General features: G+C 66.1%; 18 protein-coding genes. 5 read left to right on the plus strand and 13 right to left on the minus strand.

Going from position 1 to position 16,840, the window contains the following annotated elements:
* Positions 1 to 96: 96 nt before the first annotated feature.
* Together C458_RS00545 and C458_RS00550 are read left to right on the plus strand one after the other, a co-directional pair.
* Positions 97 to 1,482 carry a response regulator gene (locus tag C458_RS00545; RefSeq protein WP_008572288.1) on the plus strand — a complete coding sequence of 462 codons (1,386 nt, stop codon included), beginning with the start codon at positions 97 to 99 and terminating at the stop codon, positions 1,480 to 1,482.
* Between the two features lie 215 nt (positions 1,483 to 1,697).
* Positions 1,698 to 2,141: an Rrf2 family transcriptional regulator gene (locus C458_RS00550; protein ID WP_008572289.1), complete on the plus strand. Its 444-nt coding sequence runs from the start codon at positions 1,698 to 1,700 to the stop codon at positions 2,139 to 2,141.
* Positions 2,142 to 2,159: 18 nt separating this feature from the next.
* Here the strand turns inward: C458_RS00550 and C458_RS00555 are convergent, their stop codons facing one another.
* From C458_RS00555 to C458_RS00565, 3 genes are all read right to left on the minus strand, one after another.
* On the minus strand, positions 2,160 to 2,528 hold the full coding sequence (locus tag C458_RS00555; RefSeq protein WP_008572290.1) for a helix-turn-helix domain-containing protein: 369 nt from the start codon (positions 2,526 to 2,528) through the stop codon (positions 2,160 to 2,162).
* A 161-nt stretch (positions 2,529 to 2,689) separates the two neighbouring features.
* Positions 2,690 to 3,046, minus strand: a complete 357-nt coding sequence (locus C458_RS00560) for a hypothetical protein (RefSeq protein WP_008572291.1) — start codon at positions 3,044 to 3,046, stop codon at positions 2,690 to 2,692.
* Positions 3,047 to 3,145: 99 nt separating this feature from the next.
* Positions 3,146 to 3,907: a DICT sensory domain-containing protein gene (locus tag C458_RS00565; protein ID WP_008572292.1), complete on the minus strand. Its 762-nt coding sequence runs from the start codon at positions 3,905 to 3,907 to the stop codon at positions 3,146 to 3,148.
* A gap of 157 nt (positions 3,908 to 4,064) precedes the next feature.
* Here C458_RS00565 and C458_RS00570 point away from each other — a divergent pair, with 157 nt between their 5' ends.
* Entirely contained in the window at positions 4,065 to 4,298 is a 234-nt protein-coding gene (locus tag C458_RS00570; RefSeq protein ID WP_008572293.1) for a hypothetical protein, read from the plus strand.
* Between the two features lie 44 nt (positions 4,299 to 4,342).
* Here the strand turns inward: C458_RS00570 and C458_RS00575 are convergent, their stop codons facing one another.
* The 5 genes from C458_RS00575 to C458_RS00595 form a co-directional block, all read right to left on the minus strand.
* Entirely contained in the window at positions 4,343 to 4,903 is a 561-nt protein-coding gene (locus C458_RS00575; protein ID WP_008572294.1) for a helix-turn-helix domain-containing protein, read from the minus strand.
* A gap of 197 nt (positions 4,904 to 5,100) precedes the next feature.
* Entirely contained in the window at positions 5,101 to 6,918 is a 1,818-nt protein-coding gene (gene glmS, locus C458_RS00580) for a glutamine--fructose-6-phosphate transaminase (isomerizing) (protein WP_008572295.1), read from the minus strand.
* A complete protein-coding gene (locus C458_RS00585) occupies positions 6,918 to 8,087 on the minus strand; it encodes a sugar phosphate nucleotidyltransferase (protein ID WP_008572296.1) in 1,170 nt (389 codons plus the stop codon). The genes glmS and C458_RS00585 overlap by 1 nt, the downstream gene beginning before the upstream one ends.
* Before the next feature lie 474 nt (positions 8,088 to 8,561).
* Positions 8,562 to 9,212: a hypothetical protein gene (locus tag C458_RS00590; RefSeq protein ID WP_008572297.1), complete on the minus strand. Its 651-nt coding sequence runs from the start codon at positions 9,210 to 9,212 to the stop codon at positions 8,562 to 8,564.
* A 472-nt stretch (positions 9,213 to 9,684) separates the two neighbouring features.
* Positions 9,685 to 10,218 (minus strand): hypothetical protein, encoded by a 534-nt coding sequence (locus C458_RS00595; protein WP_049897165.1) that lies wholly within the window; start codon positions 10,216 to 10,218, stop codon positions 9,685 to 9,687.
* A gap of 347 nt (positions 10,219 to 10,565) precedes the next feature.
* Between C458_RS00595 and C458_RS00600 the strand changes: the two genes are divergently transcribed.
* Together C458_RS00600 and C458_RS00605 are read left to right on the plus strand one after the other, a co-directional pair.
* Positions 10,566 to 10,844 carry a PadR family transcriptional regulator gene (locus C458_RS00600; RefSeq protein ID WP_008572299.1) on the plus strand — a complete coding sequence of 93 codons (279 nt, stop codon included), beginning with the start codon at positions 10,566 to 10,568 and terminating at the stop codon, positions 10,842 to 10,844.
* Positions 10,845 to 11,509: 665 nt separating this feature from the next.
* Positions 11,510 to 11,929: a hypothetical protein gene (locus C458_RS00605; RefSeq protein WP_008572300.1), complete on the plus strand. Its 420-nt coding sequence runs from the start codon at positions 11,510 to 11,512 to the stop codon at positions 11,927 to 11,929.
* Between the two features lie 53 nt (positions 11,930 to 11,982).
* Here C458_RS00605 and C458_RS00610 read toward each other — a convergent pair whose 3' ends face one another.
* From C458_RS00610 to C458_RS00630, 5 genes are all read right to left on the minus strand, one after another.
* Positions 11,983 to 12,594 carry a nitrous oxide reductase accessory protein NosL gene (locus tag C458_RS00610; protein WP_008572301.1) on the minus strand — a complete coding sequence of 204 codons (612 nt, stop codon included), beginning with the start codon at positions 12,592 to 12,594 and terminating at the stop codon, positions 11,983 to 11,985.
* A 117-nt stretch (positions 12,595 to 12,711) separates the two neighbouring features.
* Positions 12,712 to 14,037 (minus strand): phosphoglucosamine mutase, encoded by a 1,326-nt coding sequence (gene glmM, locus C458_RS00615; protein ID WP_049897164.1) that lies wholly within the window; start codon positions 14,035 to 14,037, stop codon positions 12,712 to 12,714.
* Positions 14,038 to 14,218: 181 nt separating this feature from the next.
* Positions 14,219 to 14,533, minus strand: coding sequence for a HalOD1 output domain-containing protein (locus tag C458_RS00620; protein WP_008572303.1), 315 nt, complete (start codon positions 14,531 to 14,533; stop codon positions 14,219 to 14,221).
* Between the two features lie 176 nt (positions 14,534 to 14,709).
* Positions 14,710 to 15,351: an NADPH-dependent F420 reductase gene (locus tag C458_RS00625; RefSeq protein ID WP_049897163.1), complete on the minus strand. Its 642-nt coding sequence runs from the start codon at positions 15,349 to 15,351 to the stop codon at positions 14,710 to 14,712.
* 148 nt (positions 15,352 to 15,499) lie between these two features.
* Positions 15,500 to 16,813 carry an MFS transporter gene (locus C458_RS00630; RefSeq protein ID WP_008572307.1) on the minus strand — a complete coding sequence of 438 codons (1,314 nt, stop codon included), beginning with the start codon at positions 16,811 to 16,813 and terminating at the stop codon, positions 15,500 to 15,502.
* Positions 16,814 to 16,840 lie beyond the last annotated feature (27 nt).

A 16,840-nucleotide genomic window follows, 5' to 3' on the forward strand; every position in this document is an offset into this window, starting at 1 on the left:
CGTGAACGAACACGCGCCGGGGACAATTTGACAACTGTATAACAATTAATCTGCCAAACAGTTATCAGACAGACCGTCGAACAACAGCCACAGCGCATGGACGTAATCGAGGGGGAGTCGTCAGCGATACGCGTGCTCTACGTCGATGACGACGAGGGGCTGTTGGCGCTGACGAAGCGGTTTCTCGAATCCTCGGACGACGGTATCGAGGTCGAGACGACCGACTCGCCGCGGCGGGCGCTGCGACTCCTCGAATCGGAGTCGTTCGACGCGGTCGTCTCCGACTATCAGATGCCCGAAATGTCTGGACTCGAACTGCTGTCGGAGCTCCGCGACGGGCGCGACTCCGGCATTCCCTTCGTCATCTTCACCGGACGGAGCCGCGAGGAGGTCGCCATCGAGGCGCTGAACCTCGGGGCGGACAGCTACCTCCAGAAGGGCGGCGACCCGACGGCGCAGTACGGCGTCCTCCGGCAGACGCTCGTCCGCATCACGGAACACCGGCGCGCGGAACGGCGACTCCGCGAGCGCGAGGCGTATCTCCGCGTCACCCTCGACTCCATCGCCGAGGGCGTCGTCGCCACCGACGCCGACGGGACGGTCGTCCAACTGAACCGGACCGCCGAGGAGATAACCGGCTACGACGCCGAGGCCGCCGTCGGCGAGCAGCTTTCGGACGTGCTCCACCTCGTCGACGGCGCGACCGGCGAGCGCATCGACCCGGTGCGACGCGTCGCCGACGCGGACGGGCCGGTCGAACTCGCCGCGGGAACGAAACTCGTGACGAGCGACGGCGACGAGCGCTACATCGAAGACAGCATGTCGCCCATCAGGACCGACGACGGGTCGGTCGAGGGCGTCGTCGCCGTGTTCCGCGACGTGACCGAGGCCTACCGCGAGCGGGAGCGACGGGAGCGCCAACAGCGGGCGCTCATCGACCTCGCGACCGACGAGACGGTCATCGCGGGCTCGTTCGAGGACGCGCTGCCGCGAATCACCGAGACGATGGCGACGGTGTTGGACGTCGAGCGCGCGAGCGTCTGGCTGTTCGACGACGCCGAGACGCTCCGCTGTGTCGACCAGTACGACCGGTCGTCGGGCGAGCACAACGCCGGGACGACGCTGACCGCCTCGAACTACCCGGCGTACTTCGCGGCGCTGGAGACGAATCGGTCGCTCGGCGTCGACGACGTTCGGACCGACCCCGCGACCGCAGAGCTTCGGGACGGCTACCTCGAACAGAAGGGCATCACGTCGCTGCTCGACGCGACGGTCAGGTCGGGCGGCGAAGTCGTCGGCGTCGTCTGTCACGAACACGTCGGCGAGCCGCGACGGTGGCGGAGCGACGAACGGCGGTTCGCCGCTGAGGTCGCTGACAACGTGGTCATCGCGCTCATGCGAGCGACCGACGTCGACGCGCTCCCGACGAGCGCCGACGAGGACGGCACAGACGAGACGCGACCGGGACGAGACGAGGGCTGAATCGGCCGTCGCGCTGAGCGACCGGCCGACGACACCACCCCGAGCCTCCGTTTCGACGATTCGAAGCCTCCATTCGGTCAGTTCTCGTCGTCGAAGCCGAACATCGGGTCTCCGAGTCGAGCGAGAGGGTTGAGAAACGTCGGTTCCGCGACGAATCCGGCGAAATCGGCGCAGCACCGTGAAATCTAAAATGCCCGTAGCTCCAAAGAACGTGTATGTCGAACAGCAGCCGATTCGTCGTCGCGACGCACGTGCTGACTAACTTGGCGGTGCGGAGCGACGAGCGGCTGTCTTCCGACCGTCTCGCGTGGAGCGTCAACACGAACCCGGTGGTCATCCGGCAGCTCCTGTGTTCGCTTCGGGAGGCGGACCTCGTCGATTCCAAGCGCGGCCCGACCGGCGGCTTCACGCTGGCCCGCGAGCCGGACGCCATCACGCTTCGCGACATCTACGAGGCGGTGGAGGACGCCGAGCCGTTCTGTTTCCACACGAACGAACCGAACGACGAGTGCACCGTCGGCGAACACATCCAGCCGGTGCTCGGCGAACTGCTCGAACCGGCGATTCAGGCGATGCTCGACGAACTCGACTCGGTCACCGTCGCGGACGTCCACGCGGAAATCGTCGAGACGGCGGACGGCGACCCGCTCGAAGCGTAGCGCGGCGCGGAGCGCGGTTCAGGCCGTCGACTGCACCGTCTCACTCTCGGCCGACTCCTCGCGCTCGGCGTCGAGCCACTCGGTGGCCCACTCCTGTATCTCGTCGAACACCGGGCACAGCGAGACACCCTTGTCGGTCAGCGAGTAGTACGTCGCCACCGGCGCGTCCTCTTCCATCCGGCGGTCGACGAAGCCGTGTTCCTGCAAGTCGTCGAGGACGCGAGAGAGCGTCCGCGAGCTCGCGCCGGTCGAACGCTTCAGCTCGTTGAACCGCTTTTCACCGTCTTGGAGGTCGTGGAGGACGATGAGACGCCACTGCGACCCGATTTGCTTCAGCGAGTCGATGATGGGGCAGGGGGCGTCGTCGAGGGTCATATCCGTGGCCATATCCCCACATCGAGTTCGACCCTCTTTAGCAGTTCGGTTAGTACACCTGCTTTCGAAACGTTACCTGATTCGGCTCCGGACCGACAGACCGGCCGGCCGGCTTCCGACTGGCCCATCACCGACCGACTACCGGCTGGCTGCCGACCAGCCGACCGGGTCGCTCAGGCGAGCAGCCGCGAGAGGAGGAGAAACACGCGCTTGAGGTTCTTCGAGAGGCTCGATTGATTCTCCGAGTAGAGCGTCACGCCGTCGTCCGGCCCGTGAATCCGTACGCAGCGGCCCCGGTCCGACAGGTCCTTCAACTCGATTCCCCGGACCGAATCGAGCGGGATGACGAGGTAGCGGTACTCCTCGTCTTGGATGTCGGCGTTACAGTGGTCGCCGTAGACGTGGATGCTCCGCTCCGTGACCGCGAGTTCGTAGCCGACGTAGCTCATCCCGGCGATTTCGGCCCCGGCGCGACCGCCCTTGACTTTGCCTTTCAGGTGCGAGGCGTCGAGGAGAATTCCGTCAACCATACGCCCGACTCCAAGCGGGCGCTCCTAAGTATTCGCGTCCAGTTCTCCGAATTGATTTTCGGGGTTCCGGGGAGCACTCGTCCACCGACGAAAACTCGGTCAAGCAGTCAGCTGACAGCCGTCGTCCGCGTCGTCGCCAGAGCCATCGGATTCGATAATCGAGTACGACGAGACGAGGTGGTTGACGATGTAGTCGACCGTCGAGGGGTCGTACGTCCAGAAGCCGGTGAAGCCCAACCCCGGTTCGGTCTCCTCGGCGACGAGCGCGCATTTGTAGTCACCGACGCCGTTGCCGTCGTAGGCGACGAACCAGGAGCGCCGAATTTCGTCGGAGCGCGCGAGATGGAGTTGGAACTGGTCGGCCTGCGGGACCTCGCCGTTCGGGTAGATGTACGCGTGGACCGAGAGGTCGTCGCGGCCGCCGAGGCGGCGGTACGTTCCGAGTTGCGGGCGGAGGTTCCCGCCCGACTGGAAGCCCGAGTGGAGTTCGCCCGCGCCGACGCGCCACGCGCGGTCCTCGATTTCGCGGGTGGCGTTGAGCATCTGCTGCCGGTCGTAGGAGGTAAACAGCGTCTCGTCGAGGTGGTCGAGAATCGGCGCGTACGAGTCGCGTTCGAACCCCGGTTCGACGTCCTCGGGGTGCGCGAGGAGGTCGTCGACCGAGACGGCCGTGTGGAACTCGTCGCCGGTACCCAGCACCGCGTAGTTCGAGGGACCCTCGTCGGAACTCGCAGACACCACCGAGACGTTTCGCTCCGCGAAATGCTCGGCGAGTCGCTCGACGACGCCTGGCGTCGGATTGAACACCGTCAGCGTTCGTTCCGAGGCGGCGACGCCGGAGATGAGTTCGCTGAGAGACATTACCGGGAGAACGCTACAACGGGTTATCATTCTTTGCAATAATATGGTATGCGAGACCGGCGAGTCGGGACGCGAAACTGGTCGACTCGCCCGGAAGGAAGTCGTTACCGGGAGAGAACAGCGTCCTAACTATGCCCCACAAGCGTGTACGTTCAGTATGATTTCCGACGCGCCCCGTTCTCGGACCCCCGCGGAAGTCGACGACGAACTCGGGACGGGCGACGGCCCGTGGTTCGCCGCCGAGGTCCCCGACATCGTCGCCGGACTCGAAGCCTCGCAGTCCATCGGTCCGGTCACCGCGGCGGCCGCCCGCCAACTCATCGCGGTCGGCCGCGCGAGGGACGCGCTCGCGCTCGTCCTCGGCGAGGTCGACGGGTCGTGGCGGCGATAGGGTCGCTCGTCGCGGCGAGCGACGCGGACTCGGCGGCCGGCGAACTACTTCTCGCGCGAATTCGTGTCTCTGACGTACAGTTCGACCAGCGAGTCGAGCAGGGTCGGAGCCAGTCGAAACCGAACGTCAACGCTGTTTTGCTCGCGGTCGTACGCGAGCTGCTGGACGTCGATGGCGGCCAGAAGCGTGCGCATCGCGTCGACGACGTAGTTGCTCGACCCCGCCTCGACGCGGAGGCTGTCGCCGAGGTGAATCGAGAGGCCGTCGACGGCCGTCTCGTAACACGTCTTGCTCGGCGCGTCGACTCGCTGGGTCCGTTCGACCAAGCCGAGGCTCGAAAGCGTCTCCAGCCGGCGGTAGATGGTCGATTCGGAGACCTCGCAGCTCTCGGCGAGCTCCTCGGCGGTCATCGGCGCGCGGTTGCACGCCAACAGCACGCTCCGGGAAACGTCGTCTCCGAGCGCGTCGAGGAGGTCGTCGTCGGACGACTCTGGGGTGATATCGGTCTCGTCGGCCGCCGCCGCGGCGTCGCTCTCGTCGGTCAGTGGGCCGGGAGGCCCGTCAGAAGCCGAAAGAACGTCGTCCACGAGGTCGCGTCGGGTCATCGCATGTTACCTGACGCGGGCGGGTAATATGTAATCGGTGCCTACAATCGAGATAAGCTTCGCTTATCCACGAACAGTCTCGAATCTCTGAAAACAGCGGCCGGGGACCGAAACCGAACGACTGCGGCGGATTAATGGGTTCGAAACGTCGGAACGCGGCGGTGAGACCCGCCACGACCGCACCGCTCGCTCACGGCTCACTCGACGGTGACGCACTTGGCGAGGTTGCGCGGCTTGTCGATGGGTCGTTCGAGCAGGTCCGCGGCGTGGTACGCGACGAGCTGGAGCTGGACGTTGGCGAGGACGCCGGCGATGTCGGGATGCGTGTCCGGGATTCTGAGTACGTGGTCCGCGAACTCGGTCACTTCGCCCGAACGGTCGCTCGTGATGGCGATGACGGGCGCGCCGCGGGCCTGGACCTCCTTGACGTTGCTCAGCGTCGCCTCGTCCTCGTGGCCCGTGAAGATAGCGAACACCGGCGACAGCGGCGTGACGAGCGCCAGCGGGCCGTGTTTGAGTTCGGAGGCGGCGAACCCCTCGGCGTGCTCGTAGGAAATCTCCTTGAACTTCAGCGCGCCTTCGAGGGCGACGGGGTGGGCGACCCCGCGACCGATGAAGAAGTACGCGTCGCTGCCCTCGTACTCGATGGCGATTTCGCGGGCCATCGAGGTGTCGAGCACCTCCTGTACGTCGCCCGGGAGCCGCGACAGCGCCTCCATCAGGTCGCGCGCGGCGGGCGACTTCGCGCCGGTCACGTCCTCGACGATGCGCTCGGTGAGGAGCGTCAGCGCCGTCACCTGCGACGAGAACGTCTTGGTGGCCGCGACGCCGATTTCCGGGCCGGCGCGGATGAGCAGTTCGTCGTCGCACTCGCGGGTTATCGACGAGCCGACGACGTTCGTGACCGCGAGGGTCCGCGCGCCGGCGGCGCGGGCGCGGCGCACGGCGTCGAGGGTGTCGGCGGTCTCCCCCGACTGGCTGACCGCGACGACGAGCGTGTCGGGCGTCACCGGCGGCTTGATGACCGAATACTCGCCCGCCATGAACGCGTAGGCGGGGATGCCGCGGGAGTTGAGCAGCGACGCCGCGTACATCCCGGCGTGGTGCGAGGTGCCCATCGCGAGGAGGTGGACCTGCGACACGTCGGCGAACGACTCCGGCGGGAACTCCTCGAGTTCGACGCCGCCGGCGTGGGTGTTCAGCCGGCTCTGGGTGGTCCGCCGGAGCGCGCCGGGTTGTTCGTGAATCTCCTTGTACATGTAGTGCTCGTAGCCGCCCTTCGTCGCCGTCTCGGGGTCCCACTCGACGTGTTCAACGGGGCGGTCGACCGCGCGGCCGGCCGAGTCGGTGATTTCGTAGCCGTCCGCGCGGGTGACGACGAAGTCGCCGTCGTGGAGGTAGATGACGCGCGCCGTGCGCTGGATGAACGCGGGCACGTCGCTGGCGAGGTAGTACTCGCCGTCGCCGACGCCGAGGACGAGCGGCGACCCCGAGCGGGTCGCGAAGATGGCCTCCTCGTCACCGATGATGGCCGCGAGCGCGTAGCTTCCCGAGAGGCTGCCGACCGCGGCGCGGAACGCCTCCTCGGGGGTCGCGCCGTCGCGGAGGTTCTCCTCGATGAGGTGCGGGACGACTTCGGTGTCGGTCTCGCTGCTGAAGACGTGGCCGCGGGCTTCGAGGTCGCTGCGGAGCGACTGGAAGTTCGAGATGATGCCGTTGTGGACGACGGCGATGCGGCCCGACTCGTCGGTGTGCGGGTGGGCGTTGCCGTCGGTGACGCCGCCGTGGGTCGCCCAGCGGGTGTGGCCGATGCCGTAGTCGCCGGCGATGGGGTTCTGCTCGACGGCCGCGACGAGTTCGGAGACCTCGCCGACGCGCTTCGTCAGCGAGATGCCCGAGCCGTTTTTGACGGCGATACCGGCCGAGTCGTAGCCGCGGTACTCCAGTCGCTGGAGGCCGTCGACGAGCGAGTCCACGGAGTCGTCCGCGCCGATGCAGGCGGTGATGCCGCACATCAGTGGGTCACCTCCACGCGCTCGCGAACGTCGCCGTGTAAGACCGTGCCGGCTCCGACGACCGCCTCGGCACCGACGCGACTCCCGGGCGTGAGCGTCACGTTCGCGCCGACCTCGGCGCGGTCACCGATGATGCTCCCGAGGCGGCGGTCGGTGTAGAGCCGGCCTTCGAGGATGACATCGGCGCGGCCGCCGGGCGAGACGACGCCGTCGCCGACGGTCGCGCCGGGGCCGACGACGGAGTCGCGGAGGACGACGCCCGCGCCGACCCGCGCGTCGGTCGAGAGAATGGAGCGCTCGATGACGCTGTTCGCGCCGACGGAGACGTTGTTCTGGAGGCACGAGCCACCGCTGATGACCGCGCCCGGCCCCACGTCGCAGTCGTCGCCGACGACGACGTGGTCGCCGAGGAGCGCGCGCTCGTGGACCCGCGCGGACGCGGCGACCGCGTCGTCGTGTCTGCGCGCGAGGAGCGTCTCGGTCACGGAGAGGAGCCCCCACGGGTGGGAGGGGTCGAGCCAGCCGCCGTTGACGAGGACGGACGTGACGTGCCCGTCGAGGTAGTGAATCACGTCGGGAAGCCGCGTCTCGCCGTCGTGCGGCGGGGTGCGCCGGAGCGCCTCGAAGACGGCGTCGTCGAAGACGTAGACGCCCGCGTTGACGAGGTAGCCCTCGCTGTCGACGGCGTGTTCGTCGATGTCGGCGATGCGACCGTTGTCCTCGACGACGACGCCGTACTCCTCGGGCGTGTCGGACTCGGCGACCGCGATGGTCGCCACCGAGTCGGTCGTCGAGAAGCGTTCGAGCGCCTTCAAGACGATGTCGGCGTCGACGACGTTGTCGCCGTTGCAGACGACGAACGGGCCGGTGACGAGTTCCTCGGCGAGGAGGAGCGCATGACCGCTTCCGAGCCGGGTGTCCTGGTGGACGAACTCGATGTCCGCGTCGGGGTACGTCGCAGAGAGGTGCGATTGGATGCGGTCGGCGCGGTGGCCGACGACGACGACGGCCCGCTCGATACCGGACCCGAACAGCGCGTCGAGGACGTACTCGACGACCGGTCGGTTTGCGACCGGGAGCATCGGCTTCGGCTGGAAGGTGGTGAGCGGGCGGAGCCGCCGCCCCTCGCCGGCCGCGAGGACGACCGCCTCGGTGAGACGGTCGTTCATGCGCACCCTCCCGCGAGCGACGGGCGTTCAGAACGTGACCGTGACGGTGTGCGAGTCATGAAAGCAACAGGGACCGCGACGGGGATTGTTATACAGCGAGTTCCCCGAACCGGTCTCGCGTTAGGGTCGCGTGTGAGACTGTTGCAAGCGGAGACCACAGTCCGAAATCGACGGGGCAGACGGTTCGGACGCGCCTAATCGGAGGGTGTCCCCCAGACAGTGTCGCGGCGCGACGAAGCCGCCGCGTCGGTCGCATGGACTGCGAATCACACCCGCGGAGTGAGAGCTGACAGCGGTGGGGGAGCCGGGGAGAGCTGAGTCGGCGGGAGGAGGAAAAAGGAGGGCAGACAGCGGGGAGAGGAAACGGACAGAGTCGGGCCGAGCGCCGCGGCTGTTCGAAAGCGGAGCGAAGTAAAATCCGGGTGTAGTCGTTCGAAATCGGTATCGTCGCGGACGCGATGAGGACTGACCCACTCAGAGGTCGAGGCGGTCCTTGTACGACTCCATCGCGGTGACGGCCATGAGCGTCGCGGTGCTCAACACGGCCCAGCCGGCCGCCGGGACCTGTTCGAGTCCGGGGACGCCGAGCAGTCCGCCGGAGACGGTCGCGGCCACGCCGGCGGCGATAGCGAGGTTCCGCTTCGGCGACGCGGCGAGCGACGCCGACTGCTCGTCGTCGGCGTCGGTGGTGACGATGTCGCCGTCGAGGTACTGGTCGAGCTGTTTCGCGGTGTCGAGAAGCGTGATGTCACCGCGGTTCTTCTCGAAGTCGACGATGCCCGCCGAGTCCATCTTCGGCAGGTGGCACTGGTACAGACCGATGTACACGCGCTTTCGTTGACTCGACGACAGCGCCTTAATCTCGATGCCGTTTTCCTTCGCGGCGATGAACTCGGCCATGTCGCCGAGTTTCGCTTCGCCGTCGTTCTCCTTGAGATATCGGAGCGCGTCGCGTCGGCGCTGGTTCTTCAGAATCTCGAAGACGACGTCCTTCGAGAGCGCTTCAACTTCGGGTTGTTGCTGCTGTTCTGTGACCGCGTGAGACGCACCAGTCGTCTCCGCGAGTCGCTCGTTCGTCGTCTGGTCAACAACGTCGGTGTCGGCTTGCAGTGAATCGGTAACCATTGTTCCTTCCTCCCCCACTGTGTAGTCGGGTGCTACCGCGTGACATGGTCGGTCGAGAGGGGAGACCACGAGACGCGTCGCACAGACCACAACCTTTGGATGCGCCCCACCAAGCGCGCCCCAGATACAGAGGGTCAGTGAACTAATAGGTTAAACGAGGATATATACTTGTCTGACAATCCCACACTCTGATTTCTCCGACTGTTAGGGTCTCAAAATCTGCGAGTAAAGCGGCTGTAACAATCTATGCTAACGCAGACTTTCAATAGATCCGATAGTACGGAAATCCTACCGGAAGACGACGACGTGTGTCGGTTTCTCATGCACACACATGGTCATCGAGCGGGGAGTTAATTCTGGGCTGTCAGTTAGGGGCATGAACACGACGATTGGACAGTAGCATCGACTGAGAATACGCGAGCCGCAAGACGGGGCTTTCGGACGTGGCGAGAAGACGGTGTTTATTGCGCGGTTATTCCACGAGCGCCTCGAAGGCGTCGGCCGAAGTTCCCCCGTTCCGTTCCGAGAGATACTGCGCGAGCACCAACACGAGAAGCGCCGCGGAGACGAACACCGCGACGGCGCTCCACGAGACGAGCGCGAATCCGGGGAGCCCCGCCCACAGACCGAGAATGAGCGCCCAGCTGAGCGCGCCGAGCAGCGCGTAGTACCGACTCCACGACTCGCTCGCGCCGGGCTGCATCCAGAAGAACCCCCGCTTGGCGACGTTCGGGACGAGTTCGACCGACCGCTCTTCGTCGTCGTAATCGACCAGCCCGGCGCTTTCGAGCTTCGGGAGATGCGTCTGGTACAGCGAGATGTACACGCGCTGTCGCTCTTCGTCGGTCACGTCTTCGACCGCCGTTCCGTTCTCCCGAGCAGCGACCATCGCTGCGAGTTCCTTCAACGAGATCGCCTCGCCCGCCCGATGGAGGAAGTAGAGAATCTGCCTCCGCCGGGAGTTGCTGAGGATGCGGAATAGCTCGTCTTTTGATAGTGTTGTCATCGTCGTGTGCGGGGGTGGTCCCGCACGCGGTGCGAAAGGGGGACCCGACCCGGTCGGGTCGTACTACACCGCACCCGACCTTTGTTATCGTGACGTTTCCGGGAGGCACCGAGTCAATCCCTCCCGTGTATTAAGCTCATCTTCACGCGATTGTTATCGGAGCGCAGACCGTCAGCGGGAGGGAGTTATCTCAGTCTCGGAGATGATTACACATCTCGATGATTTCGAGAAAAACCCTCGCGCCGAAACGGGAGCAAACTCGCGACAACGGCGGTAAGGAAGCCAATTGTCCAGTATAGAGGTGGCTAACAATACCCGATGGCGGCGATACTTAGATTCGAGACTACATGTTCGAACTGACTGGCTTCCAGCGCGACCTGCTGTACGTGATCGCCGGCGCAGAGCGCCCGTCCGGGCAGGAGATTAAAGAGATGATCAGCAAGGACGTCGGGGAGGTGAATCACGGCCGGCTCTACCCGAACCTCGACGCCCTCGTCGAACAGGGGTACGTCAACAAGGGACAACACGACCGTCGGACGAACTTCTACGAGATGTCCGAGAAAGGTCACGAGTCCATCGTCCAACGCCGAGACTGGGAAGACCGGCGCGTCGGGTTCCTCGGATAGCGCACGCCCGCAGAACAGAAGGACCGTCCGTTCGAACGCCCGCGGGCGCGAGTGGGACGCTCGCTCCCGGAGAAACCGAAGACGAGAACGGCTCGTCGCTGGTGGCCGCATCGGTCCCCGCGGTCTCGTTTGGCCCCCTCCTCCTTTCGCCACCGGTTCGACCCGAGCGACCGCACCGAGCGCTGACTCCGTCCGACCGCACCGAGCGCTGACTCCGTCCGACCCCGCCGAGAGCTGACCGCACCGAATCCACACCGAGCGCGACCGCATCCGACGACGCTCGACGCCGAGCCGCCCCGGCCGACCCGGCCGAAGTCTGAGCGGAGACCGAGGCGTGAAGCGGCGTGATAGCCGCGGGCAGCGGACTGCGGCGCACCGCGCCGAGTGTTCGTATCAGAAATTAGTACACTCAGGGACCGCCAAAAATATCAGAATTCATATATTCAAACCGGCGTCGCAAATACGGGATTAATGCAGCCATAAGAAACGGATTAATTCGAGAATAAGAGAGCGCAGTCAAGCGTTTTCGTCCCTCGAACGAATCGACAGGAGTTGTCGTCAAATCGAACATTAACACCGCCAATAATATCATCGATAGACATTCATGTATTCCTACTAATGTAATTATCGCAACATTTATGGGTGTAATCCGCAACCCCTGAGACATGGTAAGAGAACGGTCCACCGGGCAGGACCCAGAGACGACGACTGACGACGACGTCGGTAGACGCAAATACCTCGCGCTGTGCGGGTCGGTATCGGCCGCCGGCGCGCTCGTGGGGTTCTCTGGGCTCGGCTCGGCGACGGAACAGACAGGCGAGTCGGCCGACGGCGACGGGCACACGCTCGTCGTCGCCGGCACCGGCTCCATCTCGTCGTTCGAAGTGACGGTCAGCGGCTCCATCTCGCCGCTCCAGTCGAACGGCGCGCTCAGCACGACCGGAACGGTCGGGCCCGCCGCCGAGGGAACCGTCAGCGACGACTCGCGGCGCTACCAGTTCGCGGGCGACATCACCGACTTCCGGTCGACCGACGCGGTGTCGGTCTACGTCGACGGCGTCCGCGTCCCCGACAACTCCTTCTGAGCGCCGCCGAGCAGCTCGTTGTTTTCACCCGACGACAGCGGCGGCGCGAGGCGCTACGACCGCATGTAGCCGCGGAGCCACTCGGGCGTCACGTCGTCGAACACCACGGTCTTCCCGCCGTGTTCGGCGACGAACCCGTCGGCGTCGGACTCCGACGAAAAGGGAATCAGGTCTTTACCCATTCCTCCGAGCACCTCGCTTTCGACGACGTAGGTCATCTCGGTGGCGTCGCCGAACGTGTCCGCGCCGGTGTGCGTCGAGATGAACGTATCGCCGCCCTCGGTCGAGAGTTCGTAGTCGACGGTCGAGTAGTCCGTGACGTACACCGCCGTCGCCTCCCAACCCCGCTCCCGGTGTTCGAAGGAGTACGGGAACAGCCCCATGCTGAGGGTGTGGAACCACGCCGGGTTGTCGTGGCCCTCGGGCGCGTTGTCGCGGTAGAAAATCTGTCCGTTCGGACCGGCGTGGAGGCCGATGACCATCCCGCCTTGGTCGTCTTCCTTCCCGCCCGAGAGGTCGACCGGTTCGGGGGTCGGCTCCGCGTTCGAACCGCCGCCGAGACAGCCCGCGAGCGCCGCGAGCGCGCCGAGAGAAACGGCTTTCGTCGCGGCGCGGCGCGTGAGCGAACCGTTCGAGCGGTCGCGCGGCGGAGAGTCGTGGTGCATCGTCGCTCTACGCGGAGGTCGGGCGTCACGGTACATAAACCGTGAGAACGGTCGCTCGCGTGCGCGAACTGAACTACCCTCGGGCGAGGAGGCGGACGGGTCACAAAATCGAGCGGTTCAAGCGACGACGCGCGCGCCCTCGACGAGCGAGCGAACGTCCTCGAACAGGCGGTCGGCGTCGTCCTCGTCGCGGGCCTCCGCCGTGATGCGGACCAGCGGTTCGGTCCCGCTGGCGCGAACGAGGAACCAGCCGTCGTCGGTGTCGACGCGGATGCCGTCGGTGGTGTCGACCTCGTCGTAGGTCGCGTGGATGTCGCGGGCGATGCGGTCCATCGCCTGGTGTTTGTCGTCGAACGAGAGGCTCGCGCGGCGGGTGGCGTACCCCGCGCCGCCGAGGTCGGCGACCTGTTCGGACAGCGGCGCGCCGCGGGCCACGAGGTCGGCGAGCGTGAGCGCCGCGTAGTGACCGTCGGGCGCGAGCGTCTCGTCGGGCCAAATCCACGCGCCGGAGGGTTCGCCGCCGAAGACGTAGCCGGGTTCGGCGACCGCCTCGGCGACGTGGACGTCACCGACAGGGGTGTAGGTGACGCGGCCGCCGGCGGATTCGACCACGTCCTGCACGAGGAGGCTCGTATCGACGGGGACGGCGACGGCGTCACCCGGGGAAACGGCGTCGCGCGCGAACAGCGCGAGCAGTGCGTCGCCGGGGACGTACGCGCCGGTCTCGTCGACCGCGACGAGGCGGTCGGCGTCGCCGTCGTGGGCGAGACCAACATCCGCGCCGAGCGCGGGGACGGTTCGGCGGAGCGCCGTGAGCGTCTCGGCGTTCGGCTCGCTCTTTCGGGCGGGGAACCGACCGTCCTGCTGGCCGTCGATGGTGTTGACCGTCGCGCCGAGTTCGTAGAGCGCGTCGACCGAGACGCGACCCGTACCGTTGCCGAGGTCGAACGCGACGGTCACGTCGTCGAGGTCGTCGAACGACGAGACGAGGTGGCTCACATGGCGGGCCGCCGCGTCGGGCCACGCGCGCTCTGCTCCGAGTTCGTCCCACGCGGCGAGCGACACTTCGTCGCGGTTGAGCCGGTGGACGATGTCGCGCGTCTGGGCCTTGTCGAAGGCGCGGCCGCTGGGCGTCCAGAGCTTCAGGCCGTTGTCGGCGGCGGGGTTGTGAGACGCGGTGATTCCGATGCCGGCGTCCGCGCCGGCCCAGCCGACCGCGCGGGCGACCGTCGGAGTCGAGGCGACGCCGAGTCGGACCACGTTCGCGCCGCACTCGCGGACCCCGGCGCTCACGGCGTCAGCGAGGACATCGCCGCTGAGCCGAGCGTCCTGGCCGACGACGACGGTGCAGGCGTCGCAGCCGACCGCGCGGCCGATTCGAAGGGCGAGTTCGGCGGTCACGGTTCGGCCAACCGGACCTCTGATTCCACTCGTTCCGAACATACCGTGGGAGACGGTGACAGGACGTTTTGGTATGTTTCGCCTACTGTCACGACCAGTCGGTCAGGCGGCACCTACTGCGAGCGCGGACGAGTCGCGGGGTCGGCGTACCGAATCGGGGGCGCGTCGCCACTCGTCGGGGCGAGTGAGCGGTGAGTGGTCGGCGGTTAGGCGGCGAGTCGCCTCACTGGAGGGGCCGGGAGTCGCCGATGGGGACCACTTCGATAGAACCGAGCGCGTCGAGCGTCACGCGGTAGCCCGCGTAAGAAAAAGAGAGAATCGCGTCTTCGGAACAGCCGAACACCGTTTCGAGGGCGTCGGGGTCGATAGTCTGTGCGAGCGGCGGAAGCTGCGTGGGGCGGACGCCCTCGATTGCCGCAATACTCAATACAACGTTCGTGCTGAGGAGTTCGGAAGAATCGCGGTCGACCCGGTATGAGCCGGTCGACTCGTCGTACGTCACGCGCGAGTCCTTCCAGTCGTTCGTCTGTGCCATCATGGGTGCCTTAACAGGCGTCTGTGTGCGACGGTGACCCTTAAATCCATGCTATTTGTGAACAGTTGTAATTCGTGACTGTCACGGAATCGAACGGATACAGGAGTGGTACTCGACGCGGGGAATCTGGTGCCGAACATACACAATCAAAAACCATGATAGTTTTGCGGTGACGACGGTCAGCCCTGTCGGGCACGAAGCGTTTGGACGGTGTCTTGCGCCTCTTCGACCGTGATTTCGCGCTTGTAGAGCGCCGAGCCGGGCTCCAACAGTTCGCCGCCGGAGACGAGACCGCCGACATCGACGGGGCCGAATCCGATGTCACGGATGAGGCCGGCGACGCGCGTTTTGGCGTCCGAGTCGTCACCGGCGAGGAAGACCGCGAGGCGCTCGGATTCGGGGAGGTCCGGGTGGCCGAGGTCCCGGAGCGTCTCCCAGTGGATGGTGTTGAACGACTTGACCAGCTTCGCGTCCGGGAGTTGAGACGCGACGAGCTCCGAGGAGGTGTCGTCGCCGAGGTCGATGACGTGGAAGTTCTCCGTGTAGGGGTTCATCGCGTCGACCACGATTTTCTCCGCGAACCGGGCCGCGTCGGGCAGCGAGTCGCGCTCGCGGAACGGAATCGCGAGAAAGACCACGTCACCGAACCGAACGGCTTGCTTCGGTTCCACCGGGCGCAGTTGCGGGCCGAGCGTCTCCGAGAGGTCTTCGAGCGACTCGACTCCGCTGTCGTTGGCTATCGCCACCTCGTGGTTCGACTCCACCAAAAGCTGGGCCAACGTCCCACCGAGTCGACCGGCACCGAGGATTCCTATATCCATGAACAAAGATGTATGTTAACGAAGTTCAATCTTTGTGTGGTCGGAGGCGGAGCGACCGGCCACCAGCCGAACTGGTTACACTGCCGTTAAAATGCCGTATCGGCGGCCCAGACCGCCTCTATCGCGGGGGGGTCACGGGGGCTGAGCGTCAGGCCCCGCCGGCGTACGCCGCGAACTCCTTGCCGCGAAGGGCGAAGTAGACCACGCCGACCACCCCGACGAGCGACGCGACCGAGAACGCGAGCGTCGGGTCGCGCGCGTAGAGCCAGCCGCCGAGCGCCGCGCTCGGGATGACGATGGTGTTCCGCAGGAGGTAGTACGCGCCCGTCACCCGCCCGCCGGCGTTTCGCTCCGCCGGGCCGACGATGAGCGCCTTGTGCGCGGGGAGGCCGGCGAACCGGAGCCCGGAGAACGCAAAGAGAGCGACGACGACCCACTGGTCCGCCGGCGCGAAGATGAGGAGGACCGGGAACATCGCGTACACCGAAAATCCGAGGGCGACGACCGGCTTGAGCCCGGTCCGCTCGGTGAGCTTCGAGACGGGGAGCTTCGTCAGGAGCGCGACCACCATCTCCACGCCGAGGAGGACGCCGAAGAAGGCGTCCGGGCGGAGCGAGACGCCGAAGCCGGTGAAGCCGACTTCGAGGAACTCCGTGACGACGATGACGAAGAAGACGTACACCATCCCATTGGCGAACCGGACGAGCGTGTCCGCGACGAGGAGCGGCCGGAGCGTCGGCGGGAGCGACCGGAGGTCGTCGCGGAGTTGCGCGAGCCCCTCGAACGACTTGCCCAGCGAGTCCTCGCCCGCGTCGTAGAGGAGGTGCTGGGCGACGGTGGCGACGATGCCGAACGCCGCGGCGACGATGAGAACGTACCGAAAGCCCTCGACGAACGTCGCCGTCGCCGCCAGCAGCGCGGCCGCGATGAGCGGCCCGAGGAGGAAGCCGACGCGGCGGAACACCTCGGTGCTGGCGAACCCCATCGCCAGCCGCTCCGGCGGGACGCTCTGTTTGACGATGGCGAACGTCGCGCCGAGACCGAACGACTTCCACGCCTGCGTGAGAAACAGGCCGACGAAAATCCAGAGCCACGGTTCGAGCGAGACGCCCGCGAGCGTCACCTCGGGGACCTGCGGGGCGACGAACCAGAAGAGAAAGCCGGCCGACGAGAGTGTGCCGAACAGCGTGAGCGAGAGGCGAGACCCGAGTCGGTCGGAGAGCGCGCCGCCCGGATACGGGTACAGCGCGCCGATGAGGTTGCCGACGCTCCCGTAGAGGCCGACGACGGTCGCGCCGGCTCCGAGCACCCGGAGGTACTCCGGGACGTACCGACCGGTCATCTGAAACGAGAGGCTGAACGCGAACATCGCAACCGAGAGGACGAGCACGTCGCGTTCGAGCCCGACGAACTGCCGAAAGGAATCGAAGCTATCGACGGCGGCATCCCGACGCGTATTCATCGTCCGAGTGGTTCGCGGGAGGACTCA

This window comes from Haloferax sp. ATCC BAA-644, assembly GCF_000336975.1.
In the GTDB taxonomy this organism is placed as follows: Archaea; Halobacteriota; Halobacteria; order Halobacteriales; family Haloferacaceae; genus Haloferax; species Haloferax volcanii.